Source organism: Ruegeria sp. AD91A (genome assembly GCF_003443535.1).
Lineage (GTDB): Bacteria > Pseudomonadota > Alphaproteobacteria > Rhodobacterales > Rhodobacteraceae > Ruegeria.
Genome location: NZ_CP031947.1, coordinates 629505 through 648097, shown reverse-complemented (window position 1 = coordinate 648097; position 18593 = coordinate 629505). Strand labels below are relative to the sequence as shown.

The window sequence follows — 18593 nt, the reverse complement described above, 5'->3', positions numbered from 1 at the left end:
TGTGACGGTGGTCAATGCGGCAGTGTCTATCTGCGCCACGGTTTTTCACCTCTCCGAAGTGCCGATATGAGCGGCGCGCGCGTGCGACGTACTTCTTAAGGTTTGATGTAAAGGTGCTGGCTCTGAATGCGACTGATCGATCATGTCCCCAAGTTCAATTCGGTGCCGCCGAAGATCACCACCTCTGATCTTGTGTGCATAAGGGCCGTTCGTCTCATAAGGGGAGCAGCGCGAGTCTCCCGCATCGCAGAGGCGTTTTTGGCCCACCGGTTCCGTTGGAAGAACTCATATGTCGAAATACATAATGTACTTCTCCTTGCGTCGCGCGGACCAAAATATTGGCCCCGGAGTTCTGGAGGTACATGTGCCCATTTTCCCGGACAGGTCATGCCCGGGAAAAAAATCGAATACCGGACCAAAGACCGGGGTTACTCGGCCACTTCCGCCTTGGGTTCGTGTTTTTTGAATTGCTGATCGAAAAGGTTGCGGAAACTTCCGTTCTTTTTCATCAACTCTTCCAGACTGCCCTGTTCCACGATAGAGCCATCCTGAACCACGTAAATTTTGTCCGCTTCCAGAACAGTCGACAGACGGTGTGCAATGACAACGACAGTGACATCCTTCGTCAGGGTGTCCAGCGCCTTTTTGACCAGAGATTCCGACTCGGCATCCAATGCGCTTGTGGCCTCATCCAGAAGCAGAATTTCTGATTTTCTCAGAATAGCGCGCGCAATTGCAATTCGCTGTTTCTGACCACCTGACAGGAAGGTTCCGTTTTCACCGACTTGCGTTTCGTAACCCTGTGGTAGTTCCATGATGAACTCATGCGCATGTGCGGCCTTGGCTGCGGCAACAACGTCTTCATCCGAAGCGTCGGGGGCCGAGCAGCGCAGGTTGTCCATGATCGACGTCGAAAACAGGAACGTATCCTGCCCGACATAAGAGATTTTTTTTCGCAGGGACGCAAAGCTTACCTCGCGCAGATCCTGACCATCGATCTCGACGCTGCCCTCATCTGGATCGTAGAACCGCATGATCAGTCCAAACAACGTAGACTTGCCACCGCCGGACTGACCGACGAGCGCCGTGGTTTTACCGGCCTCGAACGTGACATTCATATCTTCGATCACAGATACGGCACCCTGGTAGCCGAAAGTTACATTGCGCAACGTGATCTGGCCGGGGCCTTCGATCAGGTCATGGGCTTCTGGGCTTTCCACCATTGTGTCGTCCTGATCCAGCAGGCCGAACAACATGCCGACACCAACCATGTTGGTTTCGATCTGAACACGCATTTTTGACAGCCGCTTGGCCGGTTCATAGGCCATCAGCAACGCCGTGATAAAGGACATCAACTGGCCTGCGCTGGGCTGTTCGGTGCCTGCGATGCCCATCGTGCTGACCACAAGTACACCTGCCACGGCGAGGCCAGCCAGAAACTCCATAAGAGGGCTGGCAATGGACTGCAACTTGGCGATGTCGTTCGAGCGTTGTTCAACTTTCCGGATGGCGGTATCCATGCGGTTGATCATTCGGTCTTCGAGTGAGAACACTTTGATGACCTTGATCCCTGCCGAGGTCTCCTGCAGCACCCGAATGATTTCCGCCAGCGACTTGAATTCGGCCTGCATGATTGTGCGCACGCTCTTCAACAGATAGCGAACGCCCAACAAGGCAATCGGACCCACGACAAAGAACAAGACGGACAAAACGGGTTGCTGATACACCATGACCACAACCAGCCCGACCAGAGTCAGGGAGTCGCGCACAAACCCGGTGACCAGCACATCGATCAGGTTTCTGGCCGCCTGCGCGCCATGGGTGGTGCGCATCAGAAGGTCCGATGATTCATTGTTCGAAAAGAACGAGACGCCATGTCTGAGCAGTTTTCGGTAAACCTTGTCCTGTTGCTCTGCCACGATCCGATTGCCTGCGCGGGCAAGGTAGATTGCCTGAATATAGGATGCGATCGCTTTGACCAGAAACAGGAGCACGACCCCCAGCGCAATGACATGCGCCCAGCCCTGCAAATCGGGGCTGGTCATGGCATCGACAATGTACTCCATCATGTATGCGGAACCGGCCGTTGTGACGGCCACGGCAATCATAGCCAGAATCGCAACACCATACAGCCTGCCTTGCGCGTAAAAGCTTTCACCTACAAGACGGCCCATATAGCCTGATCGCCACTTGTTCCAGGCGCGCTTTATCATTGCGTTCTCCAAATCGTGAAACTGTGCGCACGCTCAGATAACCTATATTTTGTCGGGCCTAAAGGACAGATTCCACGCTGCGGCAGAGCGGCCCATCCCGACTATCTGAGATGTACCCTCGCTAGATAGTAGCTGGTTGAAGATCGGACAAGAGCGGGAGGCAGCGATGGACATCGCGATTTGCCCCATTGTATCGGTGCGGGCAAGATTGGTGCATGCTTGGATTTGCAAAAAAACCGCAAAATGTGATTTGGCCCGCAGCAAAGGATTCGCAACGTTCGGCAACAATCCGCTAACAGAGAGCTCTGTTTTCTGGATATCGGACTACTTTGAATCCTTACTGGTCCAGAAAACAGACAGGAGACGGGCGCAGGCTAGGTATCTGACCTTTACTGGGTCCAGTTGTTTGACGTCGATACTTGGCGCAAAGACCTATCTCTCACGGGTCGCTGTCACCCTTCTTCCTGCAAATATGCCAGAAGGTCGACAATATCCTCGTTCTTTTTCAGGCCGCGAAACTGCATTCGATTGCCCTGAAGATAGCCTTTGGGATCCGCCAGGAACGCGCTCAGGGTCCTATGCGTCCAGACGATGTCGGAACCTTTCAGTGCTGTCGAGTATTTGAATCCCTCTGCCTGACCAGCCTTTGTGCCGAGGATACCGTGCAAGGACGGACCGACGCCATGGCGGCGTTCTTCCAGTTTGTGGCAGGCGCTGCACTTGCGAAAGACCTTTTTGCCGGCTGTTGGGTCACCTTGGACAGTTGCGGCAGCAACAACAGCCGTTGCATCCGATGCCGCTGCGGCCTGTTCCTCATCGCTGTGAAAGATCAGCCGGGCCGTGATTGGTACCGTTCGGGTGATACCGGGTAAGTCTGCCAGCTCCATAAGCGTGTCCACGCCCGTGTTGAGACCGGCGTCTTCCGTACTGAGAAACACCATGTCGTTTGTCGAAACAAGCACCGAAGTTTCAGACAAGCGCGCGACGAACATTTCTGCGTCAAACTCAACATCCGTGCCGGCCAGCGAAAGCACGGATGCAGCATCTACCGTCGTAGTTTCACCGACGGCCAGGTCTGAAACCTTTGCCATATCGAATTCGGCAGTCAGGGATGCAGTGGGTGCCTGGCGAAAGACAAATTCGATCATTCGTTCATTGCGAATATCGATATTGGTTTCGACCGAGGACAGGTCGATTTCGATTTCAGCCATGCCATCCCGGACGTGCCCGTTGAGGTTGGTGAAACTGTTGACCTCGCCCACCGAGTCTTTCTTGATCGACCCATAGGCCAGATGCGAGCGTTCGGAATCCAGTAGCCATCCTTCCGCCCAAATGGGTGTTGCAACAATTGCCGACGCAAACGTGACAGCCTTCAACAGAAGTTTCATTTCTTTCCTCCGCAGTTTATGTCAATTCTGGCCCTGCGGGCCGGGTCCGTTACTGACAAACACACACAGGTCGCATTTTATTCGATGAGTGCCGAGATGACTTCCGAACAGGCCGTCAGAGAAGCGGTGCAGGCGCATTCAAAACGCGTCTGGCGGTTTGCTCTGGCTTTGTCGGGGGCATCGGATGTGGCGGACGATCTGGTGCAGGCCACATGCCTGCGTGCGCTTGAGCGACATCATCAAGTGACGTCGCATGATCGTCTGGACAGTTGGCTGATGACGATCTGCCGGTCAATCTGGTTGAACGAAGTGCGGTCTCGATCTGTCCGGCGGGCACAGGCGCTGTCGGTGACGCCGGAAGCGGAACTGGTCGCAATCGGGCCGGATTCAGAAACGAATATTTTTGCGGCTGAAGTGTTTACTCAAGTGATGCAGCTGCCAGAAGCGCAGCGGGAAACGGTCATGCTTGTGTTCGTCGAAGGGTACAGCTACCGCGAAGCCGCTGCTCTGCTGGACGTTCCCATCGGCACAATCATGAGCCGGCTGTCGAATGCCCGGCAGAAACTGAAAACCGTGATGCAGTTTGATGCGGCAGTCGCCGCGCGACGGAGTGGCAAATGACGTTTTCCGACGAGACGCTGTTGGCGTATCTGGAAGGCACACTGGATGAAGCTCAGAGCTGCGCCATCGAGGCTGCAGTTGAGGATGACGTTGAGCTTGAACGCCGCTTGATGGCGCTGGATCCGTTCGCGCCTGTCGTTCAGGACGTTATTGAGAAACTGCCCACCGAGGCGCCGAAGGTCGATTTGCCGGAACCCGTGGCGCATCACGCCAATGGCGGATTTTTGCGCCTTCTGGCCGTGGCCGCGAGTGCCGGGGTCGCAGCCGTTGCCCTGACGTTCTGGGCAACGCGCCCGGCAGAACTAGGCTGGGTGCAGCAAGCGGCGATCTATCAGTCGCTTTATGTGCCCGAGACGATTGTCTCGCTGGACAGTTCCGAGGCATCGCTGGACAAACAGTTCGCGATGGCCGAGGCAGCACTTGGCAGGTCTCTGAACCGTGAAGCGCTGGAATCCCTGCCGGGTTTGGCGCTGAAGCGTGCACAGGTTTTGTCGTTCAAGGGAAGGCCCTTGGTTCAGGTCGTTTTCGCCGATGAGCAGGGTCAACCTTTTGCCTTCTGTGTTATCCGTCAGGGGCCAAACGCCCCGAAGGCAGAGGTCAAGCAGGCCGTTCTGAGTGGTTTGGCAACAGCGACCTGGGCACAGGATGGCTATGGTTACATGCTGTTGGGTAGCTCTCCGCAGACCGATTTAAGTGGCGAACTGGATGTTCTGACCCGAACCTTTGCGGGCTGACGGAATACCCCTTGTGAACCGACAGGAATGTCCGAAGAATGCGGGGTATGACGCCGAAGAAACCCTTGCCCCTTCCTGAAGACGAGGCCGAAGATCTTGGCCCCGCCAGTATATATGACGGGGATCCGTCCGAAGAGGACGACCTTTGGTTCTTGCCACCGGATGAAGACGTGGCAGACGATGATTTCTTCCTGCCCGGACCGCGGCCCGAACAGCGCCTGCTGTTCGATCCGCGCGATTGGCGTGCCGCGCAGTCCGAACTTTCTGCGGAACTTGCCGATCTGACCCTGACTTTTGGGGCGCTGGACGAACGGCTGCGGGCAGGTCCCGAAGGGTGGACTCACCGCTTGGCATTGATGGAGACATCCGATCTGGGGTGGTGGACGGGAGACCGGATCAGCGTTGATCGGTTGGCTTTGTGGACAGGTTTGCGGATCGGTGCGACGCATGACGACGTGCAGGCGTTGTTCCGGGCGGGATGGGCGGTTCGGCGCCTGAGTTCGGGTGCCGCACCTGCCGCCGGCGGCTGGGAAACTGGTCTGACTGCGTTTCTTGACAGGCTTGCTCAGGGGGCCGACGCCACCCCTGAATCTATTGTTGATCTGGCTGAGGTCATGCAAAACGCGGACGGGTTGCATCCCGTGACGCAGTCAGCAATTGCGTTTCATGCGTGGCGGGCGGTGTCACAAGGCATTGGACAGGACACGGAAGCAGCCGTCATTGCCGCGCGGCATGCAGCGTCCATGGGGCGTGGCGGTGCGCTGTTCATGCCGTTGGCCTTGTCCGGGCCCGGCGCGCTGCGCGGATCGGGGGATCCGACGGAAAAACTGAGTGCTTGGATTCTTGGGGCAGGGCAGGCTGCCCTTGCAGGGTTGTTGCATCTGGACCGGATCAGCGCCTGGGAGGACAAGGCCAGAGAGGTCACGCAGGATCTGAGCGGTCGCACCCCACCGCGCCTGATCGACGCTTTGACAGCTTGGCCCATGGTGTCAGCGCCGTTGGCCGAAGAACTGACCAAGGCTTCTCGTGCGGCGGTACAGCGCAACTTCGACCTGTTCGCGCAGCGGGGTCTGGTTCGCGAGGTCACCGGGCAGGGGCGTTACCGCGTCTGGACGGCGGGGCTGTAGCCCATCAGCCAATCGCGAAACGTACGCGCTGCCGGGCGCAGCGCCGTTCGGGAAGGGTAGACCAGGTGATAGGCTTCTTGCCCCGGACATGAGATGTCTGGCAGGCAGGGGATCAAACCGGACAGCTTCATAATCCGATCTGATGCCGGCGCGCGCGCCAATGCAATGCCGCATCCGCTGGCGCAGAGCTCTGCCGCCATCACCGAATTGTCGGCAAAGAAGTATCGTGCCTGTCCCGCTGGCAGCCGCAGGTGTTCGAACCAATGCGGCCAACTTGCACGGTGCGTCGAAACTTCGACCAAGGTGAACTTGAACAAGTCCTCTGGTGCTTGAATCTGAGCAGCAATCTCAGTTGGGGCGATGGGATAGAGATGTTCGCGCATCAACTCGTCACTTTCCGAGCCGAACAGAGCAGGGTTACCGAACACGATCTGAAGGTCAGTAAACCGATTGGCAAAGTCCGACACACCATTGCCCGTCGAAAGCGAAAGGTTGATCTGAGGATGCGCCGCCTGAAATTCAGGAACGCCCCCGGCCAGAATGCCATGTGCAAAAAGCAGCACCGACTGCACGTAAAGCCTCTGCTCGCGGGTTTCGCCAAACAGACCGGTGGTTGCTGTTTCAAGCATGAGCAATGATTGCTGTACCGACGGCAGATAGGCGCGCCCGGTCTCGGTCAACGTAACCGCATGCGCGTGACGGTGAAACAAGGGTGTGCCCAGTCTTGTCTCCAACGCCTTGACCTGCTGGCTGACGGCAGCAGGTGTCATGTTCAACTGGGTCGCGGCACGAGCAAAGCTTTCGGTCCGGGCCGCAGCCTCGAATACTCGCAGCCAGTTGAGGGAAGGGACACGGGTGTTCATTCCAGCAGGCTAAGCAAAACTTAGCCTCACCGGCAAGACATTATGGTCTGAGCTTTTGATCCTTGGCCTTAGGCTTGTGATCAGTGAACTGATGAAATGAGCCCACTATGTCAGACCCTGACCTGCCGCCACGTGCCAAGCGCAAGATCTGGAACTACACGCCCCAGCTGCCGATTCAGACTGCGCCCTACTGGGATTGGCCGATGAAACCTCTGGCCGCGTTTAAATACCTGTTGCAAAGCTGGAACCCACTTGCATTGCGGGCGCTGCTGCTGGTCTTTGCGGTCATCACCTGGACCTATCTGACGCCTTCATTGAGCAGGATTGAGAACTTCGGCTGGGACTGGGTTGCGAAAATCTGGTTCCGTAATTTCTGCATCCTGATGGTGGCCGCAGGCGGCTTGCACCTGGCCCTTTGGAGGTTCCGCACGCAACAGGACGAATACCGCTATGACATGCGCCCGATGATGAAGGGCGCAAAGGTATTCACGTTCAAAAACCAGGTCTGGGACAATATGTTCTGGACCTTGGGCCCGGCGTTGACGTTCTGGACGTTCTGGGAATGTCTGATCCTGTACTCCTATGCCAATGGCTGGATCACGATGATCACACTTGACAGCAACCCGATCTGGTTCATCGCCGTGACCGTTTTTGTGCCGATCTGGGCCGGGTTCCATTTCTACTGGTTGCACAGGCTGCTGCACGTGGGTGTGCTCTATTCAAAAGTCCACGCTTGGCATCACCGCAATATCAACACCGGCCCTTGGTCGGGGCTTGCGATGCATCCGGTCGAGAGCTTTTTCCTGATGTTCGACACAATGATATTTTTTCTGCTGCCGTCGCATCCGATCCACGCCATTTTCCTGCTGTTCCATCACGGCATCGGTGCACCAACCTCTCATGCCGGGTTCGAGCATGTGAAGTTCGGCAACAAGGCCAAGTTTCAGGTCGGGGATTTCTTTCACCAGCTGCACCATCGGTTTTTCGATTGCAACTACGGCACCTGGGAAACCCCTTGGGATGAATGGTTCAACACGTTCCACGACGGCACCGATGAAGGCAATGAAATGGTCAAGGAACGCCGCCGCAATATCTGGGCCGCCGAATAGCCCGTGAAGGCCGAGCCCTGCCGGACCCAAGTAGGTCCGGTGGGCGTGTTTGATCCAACAGGCGGTGTGCGTTCAGCGTCCAACGCCGACATAAGTTTCAAAGCCGGATTTCAGCGCCTGTGACTTCGAATAGATATTGCGCAGATCTACCATTCGGGCAGAGTTCATGGAACCGGCCAGCTCGGTCAGGTTCAACGCGCGGAACTCGTTCCACTCCGTCAGCAACACCACAACGTCAGCCCCTTGAACTGCTGCATAGGGGTCGTCGCTCCATTCGACTCCGGGCAACAGTGCATCGCCTTCCGCTTTGCCCTGCGGATCGACGACGCGCACTTTGGCCCCTCCACCGATCAAAGCGGGAATGATGGACAGTGATGGCGCGTCGCGCATGTCGTCGGTGTTGGGTTTGAAGGTGACACCCAGAACCGCCACCGTCTTGCCATTGAGGCGGTCGTCGCAGGCGTCGCGGATTTTCTCGATCATCCGTTTCTTGACCTCGTCATTCACCCGAATGACGGTTTCCGTGATCTGCATCGGATAAGCGTGATCCTGTCCGATCCGCGCCAGCGCGGCCGTATCCTTCGGAAAACAAGAGCCACCATAGCCTGGTCCGGCGTGCAGGAACTTGTTGCCAATTCGTCCGTCCAGACCGATGCCGCGTGAAACTTCCTTGACATCCGCACCGACCTTTTCACACAGGCCCGCGATTTCATTGATGAAGGTGATCTTGGTCGCCAGAAATGCGTTGGCAGCGTATTTGATCATCTCGGCGCTTTCCAGATCGGTGGTCAGGATCGGGAAGTCACGCAGATAGAGCGGTCGGTAGATTTCGGCCATCACTTCGGCGGCGCGATCGTTTTCCACACCGACCACGACGCGATCCGGGCGCATGAAGTCATCGATCGCAGCACCTTCGCGCAGAAATTCAGGGTTCGATGCCACGTCGAATTCGGCTGTGGGGTTGGCAGTGGTAACGACCTCCTGAACTCTTCTATTGGTGCCCACCGGCACGGTCGATTTGGTGACAATGACAGTGTATCCGGTAATGGCCTGGGCGATTTCTTCTGCCGCCGCCATCACATAGGTCAAATCCGCGTGGCCGTCCCCTCGCCTGGTCGGGGTTCCGACCGCGATGAAAACCGCGTCGGCACCATCAACTGCAGTCTTCAGATCGGTTGAAAAGCTCAGGCGACCAGCAGCAACGTTTTTTGACATCAGCACATCCAGGCCTGGCTCATAGATCGGCACTTCTCCGGACTTGAGCATGTCGATCTTTTGCTCAGCCTTGTCGACGCAAATCACGTCATGACCGAAGTCCGAAAAGCAGACACCGGACACCAAACCAACATAACCGGTGCCGATCATTGCTATACGCATCTAAAAATCCTTCTTACCAATTACCACGGACGGCGTGGGCACAATCAAAGAAACTGACGCCGGTTTCAATGGCTGCCAGCAGTTGCGCGATGCATCCCATAGATTCTTGCGGATATTGAGGCAATAAGAACGCAGACGGTCTTGGGCCCGTCGAATCGGCAATCATGACGGCTTTGTTTGGCGGAATCGATGGTCACGAAGAACCGGTTGGTGTCGAGTTTCGTTGTGAAATGGGATGTGAATGACAGGATTTTTCAGGTATTTCCCGTGTCTTCTGAAGTTGAAGCAAAGGCTTGTTGATGACTGGAAAAATCCCTGCCGCCGCTCCCACTTTTTTGAGTTTTGATGACGTGCAGGGGTGAACCACGTGTTCTCGTCACCGACAAGCTGTGTGGCTGGGTGTGGTTCCAAGCGAGATTTGACACGGTGTGGGACACCACCTGTACACAGGATTGCGGGTTGCGCGACTTGACAGCGAAAGGGATTGAATGAGCCGCCTGAAATACCCCGGCGAATACCCTTCCCGTCAGGAGTCCATTTCAGCGGCGGCTTGCAACAGCCAGTTCTGAAACAGCCGTACCGGTGGCGAAACTGGTTTTTCCTTGAGACGCATGAAATAGGTCCAAGGGCTGTTCAGATCGAACTGGAATGGCTCGATCAGCAGCCCCCGCTCGACATAAGACCGAGCCAGAGACCGGGGCAGGACGACGCACCCCAGTGACTTGGCTGCCATTTCCATCGCCAGATTCGAGGCATTTGTCCGCAAACCGTCCTTCTGGCTCAGGTCGGACAATCCGAAATGCCGTGCCGCATGCTCCCAATAGGAGGGGCGGCCCAGGATATGGATCAGCGGTGCATTCTGCAATTGCTTGGGGTCGGTAAGCGGAATGCCATCGACCAGAAAACCGGGTGCACAGACCAGGGCCAGCTTTTCGACCCATAACTGTTGTGTGTCCGGCGTAACATCGTCGATATGATTGATTGTCAGCGAGATATCCGAAACATTTTGTTCGACATCCGCCCAGACAGTGCCATGAACCGTCAGATCAATATCGGGATGCACCGCATTGAAACCGCGGATCACTTCCGGCAACCAGTTCTCGGCCAGACTGACCGGGCAAGATACCACCACTTTGCGGGTATGCGAGCGTACGATGACCGATTGCGTTGCGGCGTTGATTTCCTGCAGGGCATGGCGCACTGACGGCAGATAGGCCTCTCCCACATCTGTCAGCGACAGGGATCGGGGATGGCGCACGAACAGGGGGCGCTGCAAAAACTCTTCCAACGAGCGGACATGATTGCTGACGGCAGATTGAGTGCAGTTCAACTCTTCGGCAGCAGCGGTGAAGCTCAGGTGCCGTGCCGCCGCTTCGAACGAACGCAGAAAGGTCAGGTGTGGAAGATTCATCATGACAGGCTTTTCTCAGGCAAGGAACATCGCGAAGAATTAAAAAGCCCAGAGCTTGCTGTCTTGCCCATGAGCGACTCACAAGAATGGTTCTGACTCGAAATGCGATCTGGTCCTAGTCACAAATAATCCGGGGCCATTGCCCCATGATTGTTTTCGTGCCGCTATGCGCAAACTCACATAGGCTTTTTCTTGTAACCGGAACCCGAAAGAAAAACCTCGACTGGACACCGTGACAGATACCTTTCAGACCGTTGCAGATTTTACGCTGGGTCGTGCGGCGCAGGATTTTCCCGAAACAGCCCGTAAGGCTGCGGCGTTGATGCTGCTGGATACGCTGGGGATCACCATAGGATCGGGCCCAATGCAGGCCGGACGGATTGCGCGCGAGAGTGCGGCAGCGCTGTTTGGCGTGGGCGACCCGGGGCTGAGCGCGCGTATACTTTTCGACGGTCGCCGCGTCAGTGTCGCGGGCGCGGCCTATGCAGCAGCCACACAGACCGACAATCTGGACGGCCATGATGGATACAATCCAACCAAAGGCCACATCGGAGTTGCCGTTATTCCGGCATTGGCGGCACTGGCTGAAACTGTTCAAGACTTCTCGGGCGCCGAAGCATTGGCGGCGGTGATCGTTGGATACGAGATCGCGGGACGAGCGGGTATTTCTTTGCATGACACTGTCAGCGATTATCACACATCCGGAGCTTGGAACGCGCTTGGCGTGGTGGCTGTGGCGGCGCGCATGCGCGGATTTACGGCCGAGCAGATGCGGCAAGCCATGGGGATTGCCGAATACCACGGCCCGCGAAGCCAGATGATGCGCGAGATCGCCAATCCCACAATGCTACATGACGGTTCGGGCTGGGGCGCGTTGGTTGGCATTTCTTCAGCGGTTTTGGCCGAAAAAGGTTTTACCGGGGCACCAGCCATCACCATCGAAGCGGCAGACGTTGCCCCGCATTGGCAAGATCTGGGCCATTTCTGGCAGATGGAACATCAATATGTGAAACCCTATCCGATTTGCCGCTGGGCTCATGCGGCGATTGACGCCACCCGGGCGCTGATGCGTGAAAACGACCTAGCGCATCAGGATATTGCGGCGATCCAGGTAAACACGTTTCGGGAAAGCGCCTGCCTCTTTCAAGGCATGCCGGATGATACGTCCAAGGCGCAGTATTCGCTGCCGTTTGCCGTCGCCACGATGGTTGCGCATGGCCGGATCGGGGTCGAAAGCATCACCGGGGCGGGTCTGGCCGACCCTTTGGTCGCCTCGGTCGTCGAGCGTATCTCGGTAGCAGAGGCAGCACGCCATTCCGACCGTTTCCCCAAAAGCCGGTTTGCCGATGTCAGCATCACCCTGACCGACGGGCGGATACTTGAGTCGGGCGACGTACACGCACGCGGCGGACCCGAGGCACCAATGGACGAGGCAGAAGTGATCGACAAGTTCATGGAATTTGCGACACCATCGCTGGGTGCATCCCGTGCTGCCGCCATTTGTGATGCGGTTCTGGGACTGAGTGCGCCAGGTTCGAAATTCTCTGACCTTGGCGCGTTGATCTACGCCCCCGCCGACCAGACGTAAAATCTGCCGAAGATGCCGTTGAAACGTATTCCGACCAGCACATCGGCACCCTGGATCCTGATGGCGGCGATGACCCCGGTCTTGCTGCCCGCTGCACAGGTAGAACAGAACGCCAAGGCGCTATTTGGAGCCGCCTACAGGATGTCACGCTTCGAAACAGGGGTTTGAAGACCGATGCTGTGCGACTGGCTGCTCCGGGAAATCTGGGCGGCTGCTTCGGTCAAGAACACGCCGCGGCGCGCAACTGAAGCTGGCAACAAGCCTAGCTGATCCAAGAAGTGTACGAGGTGAGCTTGCTCCTTTACACTGTCGCCTTGCGCCCTGATCCGTTCAGAGCAGGTCGAACAATCGCCCTGGAAGCGCGTCGCGACGCGGCAGGTTCAGAGCCCGCATAAGGCAGAACATCATCGCCTGATTTGAGGTGACCACCGGCTTGCCAAGCGTTGCTTCAATCCGGTCGATCGCCTCGACCGCGCGCATGTCGGTGCAGCTGAGAATTATGGCCTGCGCCTGCGGGTGATCGGCCTGACAGGCCAGATCATAGACTTCATCCGGTGTCAGCTCGCCCTGACCGTAATTGCCCAGCTTGCGGCCCACATCGGCGCATCGAACGGTCTGGATTCCGTTCTGGGCCATGAAATCCATCGCCTGTACGTTTATTTCGCCCAGATAGGGCGAGGAAAAGCCGACCTTTGTGGCCTCCAGCGTTTTGATTGCGGCGATCAATGATCCGGCCGCGGTCAGCGACAGCGCCCCGGATCCGGATTTGATCTGTTGCGCCAGCTCAGCGTCGAAAGACGGTCCATGGGTCAGGGTGGCCGAGGTGCAGCCGTACAGCACCACATCGGGCCGCACCCCTGAGATCATACGCAGATCGTGGCTGATATCTGAAGCGCCCAAACCTGCCATTTGATCCGAGCCGGGAATTTCATCCACGTCATAGCCGCCCATGCGCTGGAAATGGATAGTGGTGTTTGGCGGTCGCAGCATCTCCATATCCGGTTCCAGATTGGTGTTGGTGAAGGGCACCAGAACACCGATCTTGGCGGCTGTGCGGGTCTCGGTCATCTCAGCGTTCCTTTCAACACGTCGCGGGCCTTGTCCATCACGCCGGGCGCACAGATTGTGGCGCGCAAACAGTCCGACAAACCATAGCCGTTCATGCCGCGCATCAGCAGGCCTTCCGCCCGCAGGGCCGCATCGGCGCATTGTGCCTGCGCGGTCGAGGCAAAGCGGATCAGCACGAAATTGGTGTGGCTTTTCGGCACGCTCAGGCCCAGTTCGCGGCATGCCTGCGCAAACCGGTCCCGAATTTCGCCTGTCCGTGCGACCACGTTGCGCATATGGGCCTGATCGCGCATCGCCGCCGCCGCTGCTGCCTGCGAGGCAATAGAGATATTGTTGGGATTCAGAAGTTTGCGGACCCCGCCCGAGATTTCGCTTGGGAAACAGCCCCAGCCGGCCCGCGCCCCAGCCAGCCCGTGGGCTTTGGAAAATGTACGCGTGATCACGGTGTCGCCCCGGTCCATCAGCGCAAAGATTTGCGCGGGATCGTTCGTGGCATCGGCAAATTCCGCATAGGCCTGGTCCACCACCAGCAGTGTCTCGCCGGGCAGATCCGATCGGAGGCGGACAATTTCGTCATTCGGGATCAGCGTGCCGGTGGGGTTGCCCGGATTGCAGACAAACACGATGCGGGTGGCAGGTGTGACGGCTGCCAGAAGCGCGTCCACCGATACGGTCAAATCGACCTCGGGCGCTGCCACATATTCGGCCTGCGCCTGTGCTGTAGCCGAGGCGACAAAGGCATAGCCATATTGTGTGCCCAGCACCTGATCTCCTGGCCCGGCAAAGGCGCGGATCAGACAGCCAATCAGTTCCATTGAGCCTGCCCCACATAAAATGTGCGCCGGGTCGAGCTTGTGTATTTCGGCAATGGCCGAGCGCATTTCGGCCCATTCCGGATCAGGATAAAGGGCCAGATCCGCCAGCGCTGCCTGCCCAGCCGCAATGGCGGCGGGGCTTGCGGGAAAGGCGCTTTCGTTCTGCGCCAGTGAAATCGTACCTGCGCCGCTCGGATCAGCCAGCGCATAAGCGCCCATGGCGCCAACGTAAGGAACCGGTCGGATCATGCGTCACCTCTGTAAGTCTTGGCACCCTCTTCGCTCACCAACCCTCGTTTGATGTCCAGCGCCAGCGCATCCGGGTCGCGTTCGGCGGGGTCACCAAGGCCGCCACCGCCCGGAGTATCGAAGATCAGGTAATCATCTTGTTCCACCCGCAATTCGCCTTTGCCCGGAATATCGTTTGCACCGTCCCTGAAACGGATGCGGCCGGGCGCGCCGGGTTTGCCGCCCATACGGCCAAGCGCCGGGTATTTCAGCCGTTCAACCGACAGGAAAACGATAAAGGGTGCACCGTTGGACGAGGTTATCTCGATCCTTTGCCCCAGACCGCCGCGATACTTGCCCGCGCCGCCGGAATCGGGGCGCAGTTCGCGCCGCCAGATCGTCACAGGTGCGACGCTTTCGGTGATTTCGACCTGACTGCCGAACACGCCGGACGGGTAGGCCGTGGCCGACAGACCGTCGGCATGAGGTCGCGCGCCGGTTCCGCCATTGTGCACGGGTTCCACAGCGAATTCGCGACCGCCTTCTCGTGCGACTTCAGGGGCATGGCGCATGGGCAGGTCGAACATGCAGCTTGCGCCTTCGGCGGGGACCGCATTGGGCAGGGCCTGATGCAGGCAGCCCAGAACCAGATCGGGCGTGACCTGACCCAGCGTGTGCCGCATCGCAACTGGTACCGGGCGCTGCGCATTCAGGATGCAGCCTTTGGGCCCGTCAACGGTAAACGGCTCCAGTGATCCCGCATTGTTGGGAATGTCCGAGCCGACAATGCAGCGCAAGGCAAACACCGTGTAGGCGGTGGCATAGTTCAGCGGCACGTTGATGCCCTTGCGTGAACAGCCCGAGGTACCGGAGAAATCCACATGCATGCCATTCTTCTTCACGGTCAGGGTGGCGTGCAATTCCAGCTCATTCTCATAACCGTCCATTTTCAGAACATTCTTGTAGACACCTTCGGGCACTTCGGCGATGGCCTCCAGCGTACCGCGGCGCGACGTGTCGATGATGTAGGCGCCGAGCGTGCCCAGATCGTCGAGGCCAAATTCCTCCATCATCGACAGCAGTCTTGTAACACCGGCCTCGCAACAGGCGATCAGCGCATAGATGTCGCCATCATTGGCAATGGGCTCGCGGCTGTTGGCACGGATGATGTCCAGAAGCAGAGCGTTGGGAGTGCCCTCTTCAACCAGCTTGCAGGGCGGGATCAGCAGACCCTCGTCATAGATATCGGATCCTTCGGGGCCCATGCCCAACCCACCCAGATCAACGAGATGCGAGGTGCAGGAGGTGAAGCCCACCACCCTGCCATCCTTGAATGCGGGCATCATCAGAAGGAAATCGTTCAGGTGTCCCGAGGCCAGCCATGGGTCGTTTGTCATGTAGATGTCGCCCGGCTTCATGGTCTGAACCGGGAAAGCCCGGCGCAGGTGCTGCACTGCCTCGGCCATGGTGTTGATGTGCCCCGGTGTGCCGGTAACGGCTTGCGCCAGCATTCGGCCATCGGCATCAAAAATCCCGGCGGAGATATCACCACATTCGCGTACAATCGGGCTGAAGGCGGCGCGGATCAGTGTTTGGCCCTGTTCTTCGACCACCGCCAGCAGACGATTCCACATCACTTGCATTTGGGCGGGCGACAGATCATGTGAAAGATCGGCTGACATCATGCGCCTCCTTTTTGGTCCTGAACGAGGACGAGGTTTCCAAGGGCATCCACATGCACCGAGAAGTCGGCGGATACGAGCGTGGTTGTCTGCGGCTCGGTGATCAGTGCGGGGCCGTGAAGGTGGTCGCCGGGCTTGAGATCCGCTCGCGAGATGAAGGCCGCTGGCTTTGATACTCCGTCCACGTCACACGTGATCAGACGGGTTTCCGGCACCGAGATTGTCTTCAACCGTGGCGTTTCAGGAACCGCCGGCACGACGCTGTCACAGGTCGCGACCCGTACTGCCCAATTGAGAATCTCGATCTGCATTCCCGGTACCGGGCGCGAGAATTGCTTGCGGTATTCCTGTTCGAATGCAGCGGTCAGCGGCACGAAATCTTCGGCGGTCAGGGGGCGGTCAGGAAGGGAGATCTCGATCTCGTGTCCCTGTCCGTGGTAGCGCATGAAGGCAGTACGCGACGTCTCGGTCGGCGCCTCAGCGGACCCTTGGAAGACGACGTCTCTTGCCTCGGAAATCATGGCTTCGAACAAAGCGTTGATTCCGTTCAACTCCATGCTGCCCAGCAACGAATAGCGCGAGCGGACGATTTCGAAAGACACCGGAGCGAACAGGAAACCGACAGCCGAGCCGACGCCCGGATTGGGTGGGATCACTATGCTGCTGACCCGGGCGGATCGCGCCACCCGGCTGGCGTGCAATGGCCCGTTGCCCCCAAAAGCAATCATTGTTCGTGGGCCAAGGTCCTTACCGGATTCCACCGCGTGCATCCGACCCGCGCTGGCCATGCTTTCGTCGACGATACGGCTGACGCCATCGGCGGCTCCGACGGCATCCAGCTCCAGCTTCGACCCGATTAACCGGCTCAGCGCCTGTTTCGAGCCTTCGGAATCAAGCTGAATATGCCCCTCGGCAAACGTGTCCGGTACAATATAACCCAGTGTAATATCACTGTCCGTCACCGTGGGTTCGGTTCCACCGCGCATGAAGGCGACGGGGCCGGGCTCGGATCCCGCTGATTTTGGCCCCACGGTCAGCCGTCCCAACCGATCAACCTCGGCGATCGAACCGCCTCCGGCGCCGATTTCGATCATATCGATGACCGGTATACGTACCGGCATTCCGGATCCTTTGATGAACCGGGCGGCGCGGGCAATCTCGAACTGGCGTGAAGTCTGCGGATGGGCGTTGTCGATCAGGCACAGCTTGGCGGTGGTGCCGCCGACGTCAAAGGACAGTACCTGATCCAGACCGGCGCAGGCGGCGACGCGGGCGGCTAGAATGGCTCCGCCGGCAGGGCCGGATTCTACAAGCCGGATTGGAAACCGCGCGGCGGTGTGCAGGGTGCACATTCCGCCACCTGCCGTCATCATCAGGATCGGACAGGTGACGCCCCGGGCCTCGAATTGTTCGACAAACCGGGCCAGATACGTCTCCATCAGAGGCTGGATATAGGCGTTGGCGACTGTCGTGCACAGCCGGTCGAATTCGCGCGCCTCGGGGCTGACGTCCGACGAGATCGAGACGGTCAGATCGGGGCGCCTGTCCGCTAATCTATCGCGCAGCCTGCGCTCGTGCTCGGGGTTTGCATAAGCATGCATCAGGCAGATGGCGATGGCTTCCGCTCCGCTGGCGTCGATGTCCTTCAGCAACGCGTCGACGGCTGTGCCTTCTAGCGGAATCAATACCTTGCCATCCGCCGAAACGCGTTCGCGGACTGTCAGCGCGCGCTCACGTGGGACCAGAAGATCAGGTTTTTCCAGATTGATGTCGTATTGCGAATAGCGCCGCTCGTAGGCGATTTCCAGAATGTCCCTGAACCCTTCGGTGGTCACGGTTGCCACGACCGCACCGCGTTTTTCGATCAGTGCGTTGGTGGCCAGCGTGGTGCCGTGAATAAAACCGGTGACTTCGCTCAGATGGTGCCCAGTCTGTTGCATTACGCGCGCTGCGCCTTGCATGGCGCCGTCGGCGGGGTTGTGATGCGTGGTCAGGGTTTTGGTCGAGGCAAGTATCGTCTCTTCGCCAGAGACAAGAACCGTATCCGTGAACGTGCCGCCAATATCGATGGCCAGGCGCAGCGCTTGAGTTGTCATGAGGTTATCCGAAAAATCCGTAGTCACAGCCTGATGCATATGGGCCAGGGGCCCTGAAATCAGGCTAGGATCACAAGGTCACAGCCGGTGGCACGGCGGTCCATAGGATTTGGAAAACAACTATTCATAAGCAGGTATTCTTGTTCATACCAGCTTGCCGCGACAAGCGGGAAAGCGACAGAAAAGCCTGCAAACGACAAAATTCGCCACGGTTGATCGGCTGACGGCCGATCGCGGGGCCCACAGGTGAGGTTCATAACCTCGCGCAAATCA

15 protein-coding genes are annotated in these 18593 nt (G+C 58.0%); 6 read left to right on the top strand and 9 right to left on the bottom strand.

Annotation, left to right across the window (positions count from 1 at the left end; genetic code table 11):
- Positions 1-428: 428 nt before the first annotated feature.
- The gene (locus D1823_RS21320; RefSeq protein WP_117873845.1) at positions 429-2213 is read right to left on the bottom strand and encodes an ABC transporter ATP-binding protein; all 1785 of its coding nucleotides are present in this window, start codon (positions 2211-2213) and stop codon (positions 429-431) included.
- A gap of 452 nt (positions 2214-2665) precedes the next feature.
- A complete protein-coding gene (locus D1823_RS21315; protein ID WP_117873843.1) occupies positions 2666-3601 on the bottom strand; it encodes a cytochrome c family protein in 936 nt (311 codons plus the stop codon).
- A gap of 96 nt (positions 3602-3697) precedes the next feature.
- On the opposite strand from D1823_RS21315, the gene D1823_RS21310 reads away from it, so the two are divergent.
- Genes D1823_RS21310 through D1823_RS21300 form a run of 3 tightly spaced genes read left to right on the top strand, consistent with a single transcriptional unit; the run spans position 3698 to position 6083 of the window.
- Positions 3698-4222 (top strand): RNA polymerase sigma factor, encoded by a 525-nt coding sequence (locus D1823_RS21310; protein WP_254683861.1) that lies wholly within the window; start codon positions 3698-3700, stop codon positions 4220-4222.
- Positions 4219-4956: a hypothetical protein gene (locus D1823_RS21305; RefSeq protein ID WP_117873841.1), complete on the top strand. Its 738-nt coding sequence runs from the start codon at positions 4219-4221 to the stop codon at positions 4954-4956. The genes D1823_RS21310 and D1823_RS21305 overlap by 4 nt, the downstream gene beginning before the upstream one ends.
- 47 nt (positions 4957-5003) lie before the next feature.
- The gene (locus D1823_RS21300; RefSeq protein WP_117873839.1) at positions 5004-6083 is read left to right on the top strand and encodes a helix-turn-helix domain-containing protein; all 1080 of its coding nucleotides are present in this window, start codon (positions 5004-5006) and stop codon (positions 6081-6083) included.
- Here the strand turns inward: D1823_RS21300 and D1823_RS21295 are convergent.
- Positions 6056-6946 carry a LysR family transcriptional regulator gene (locus tag D1823_RS21295; protein WP_117873837.1) on the bottom strand — a complete coding sequence of 297 codons (891 nt, stop codon included), beginning with the start codon at positions 6944-6946 and terminating at the stop codon, positions 6056-6058. The genes D1823_RS21300 and D1823_RS21295 overlap by 28 nt on opposite strands.
- A 107-nt stretch (positions 6947-7053) precedes the next feature.
- Between D1823_RS21295 and D1823_RS21290 the strand changes: the two genes are divergently transcribed.
- Positions 7054-8055 carry a sterol desaturase family protein gene (locus tag D1823_RS21290; RefSeq protein ID WP_117873835.1) on the top strand — a complete coding sequence of 334 codons (1002 nt, stop codon included), beginning with the start codon at positions 7054-7056 and terminating at the stop codon, positions 8053-8055.
- A 72-nt stretch (positions 8056-8127) separates the two neighbouring features.
- On the opposite strand, the gene D1823_RS21285 is transcribed toward D1823_RS21290, so the two are convergent.
- Positions 8128-9432 carry a UDP-glucose/GDP-mannose dehydrogenase family protein gene (locus tag D1823_RS21285; RefSeq protein ID WP_117873833.1) on the bottom strand — a complete coding sequence of 435 codons (1305 nt, stop codon included), beginning with the start codon at positions 9430-9432 and terminating at the stop codon, positions 8128-8130.
- A 526-nt stretch (positions 9433-9958) separates the two neighbouring features.
- The gene (locus tag D1823_RS21280; protein WP_117873832.1) at positions 9959-10846 is read right to left on the bottom strand and encodes a LysR substrate-binding domain-containing protein; all 888 of its coding nucleotides are present in this window, start codon (positions 10844-10846) and stop codon (positions 9959-9961) included.
- A gap of 229 nt (positions 10847-11075) precedes the next feature.
- Between D1823_RS21280 and D1823_RS21275 the strand changes: the two genes are divergently transcribed.
- A complete protein-coding gene (locus tag D1823_RS21275; RefSeq protein ID WP_117873830.1) occupies positions 11076-12431 on the top strand; it encodes an MmgE/PrpD family protein in 1356 nt (451 codons plus the stop codon).
- Between the two features lie 18 nt (positions 12432-12449).
- Positions 12450-12599 carry a hypothetical protein gene (locus D1823_RS21990; RefSeq protein WP_162896902.1) on the top strand — a complete coding sequence of 50 codons (150 nt, stop codon included), beginning with the start codon at positions 12450-12452 and terminating at the stop codon, positions 12597-12599.
- Positions 12600-12761: 162 nt separating this feature from the next.
- On the opposite strand, the gene D1823_RS21270 is transcribed toward D1823_RS21990, so the two are convergent.
- The 4 genes from D1823_RS21270 to D1823_RS21255 are packed head-to-tail and all read right to left on the bottom strand — an operon-like array spanning position 12762 to position 18320.
- Positions 12762-13499, bottom strand: a complete 738-nt coding sequence (locus D1823_RS21270) for an Asp/Glu racemase (protein WP_117873828.1) — start codon at positions 13497-13499, stop codon at positions 12762-12764.
- Complete coding sequence (locus D1823_RS21265) at positions 13496-14563, bottom strand: histidinol-phosphate transaminase (protein ID WP_117873825.1); 1068 nt, start codon at positions 14561-14563, stop codon at positions 13496-13498. The genes D1823_RS21270 and D1823_RS21265 overlap by 4 nt, the downstream gene beginning before the upstream one ends.
- Positions 14560-16224 (bottom strand): hydantoinase B/oxoprolinase family protein, encoded by a 1665-nt coding sequence (locus D1823_RS21260; RefSeq protein ID WP_117873823.1) that lies wholly within the window; start codon positions 16222-16224, stop codon positions 14560-14562. Before D1823_RS21260 ends, D1823_RS21265 begins: the two co-directional genes overlap by 4 nt.
- Positions 16224-18320, bottom strand: a complete 2097-nt coding sequence (locus tag D1823_RS21255) for a hydantoinase/oxoprolinase family protein (protein ID WP_117874101.1) — start codon at positions 18318-18320, stop codon at positions 16224-16226. The genes D1823_RS21260 and D1823_RS21255 overlap by 1 nt, the downstream gene beginning before the upstream one ends.
- Positions 18321-18593 lie beyond the last annotated feature (273 nt).

Excerpts from the sequence above, each read along its gene's own strand:
- D1823_RS21320 (WP_117873845.1), bottom strand. The coding sequence starts at position 2,213 with ATGATAAAGCGCGCCTGGAACAAGTGGCGATCAGGCTATATGGGCCGT.
- D1823_RS21315 (WP_117873843.1), bottom strand. The coding sequence starts at position 3,601 with ATGAAACTTCTGTTGAAGGCTGTCACGTTTGCGTCGGCAATTGTTGCA.
- D1823_RS21310 (WP_254683861.1), top strand. The coding sequence starts at position 3,698 with ATGACTTCCGAACAGGCCGTCAGAGAAGCGGTGCAGGCGCATTCAAAA.
- D1823_RS21305 (WP_117873841.1), top strand. The coding sequence starts at position 4,219 with ATGACGTTTTCCGACGAGACGCTGTTGGCGTATCTGGAAGGCACACTG.
- D1823_RS21300 (WP_117873839.1), top strand. The coding sequence starts at position 5,004 with ATGACGCCGAAGAAACCCTTGCCCCTTCCTGAAGACGAGGCCGAAGAT.
- D1823_RS21295 (WP_117873837.1), bottom strand. The coding sequence starts at position 6,946 with ATGAACACCCGTGTCCCTTCCCTCAACTGGCTGCGAGTATTCGAGGCT.
- D1823_RS21290 (WP_117873835.1), top strand. The coding sequence starts at position 7,054 with ATGTCAGACCCTGACCTGCCGCCACGTGCCAAGCGCAAGATCTGGAAC.
- D1823_RS21285 (WP_117873833.1), bottom strand. The coding sequence starts at position 9,432 with ATGCGTATAGCAATGATCGGCACCGGTTATGTTGGTTTGGTGTCCGGT.
- D1823_RS21280 (WP_117873832.1), bottom strand. The coding sequence starts at position 10,846 with ATGATGAATCTTCCACACCTGACCTTTCTGCGTTCGTTCGAAGCGGCG.
- D1823_RS21270 (WP_117873828.1), bottom strand. The coding sequence starts at position 13,499 with ATGACCGAGACCCGCACAGCCGCCAAGATCGGTGTTCTGGTGCCCTTC.
- D1823_RS21265 (WP_117873825.1), bottom strand. The coding sequence starts at position 14,563 with ATGATCCGACCGGTTCCTTACGTTGGCGCCATGGGCGCTTATGCGCTG.
- D1823_RS21260 (WP_117873823.1), bottom strand. The coding sequence starts at position 16,224 with ATGTCAGCCGATCTTTCACATGATCTGTCGCCCGCCCAAATGCAAGTG.
- D1823_RS21255 (WP_117874101.1), bottom strand. The coding sequence starts at position 18,320 with ATGACAACTCAAGCGCTGCGCCTGGCCATCGATATTGGCGGCACGTTC.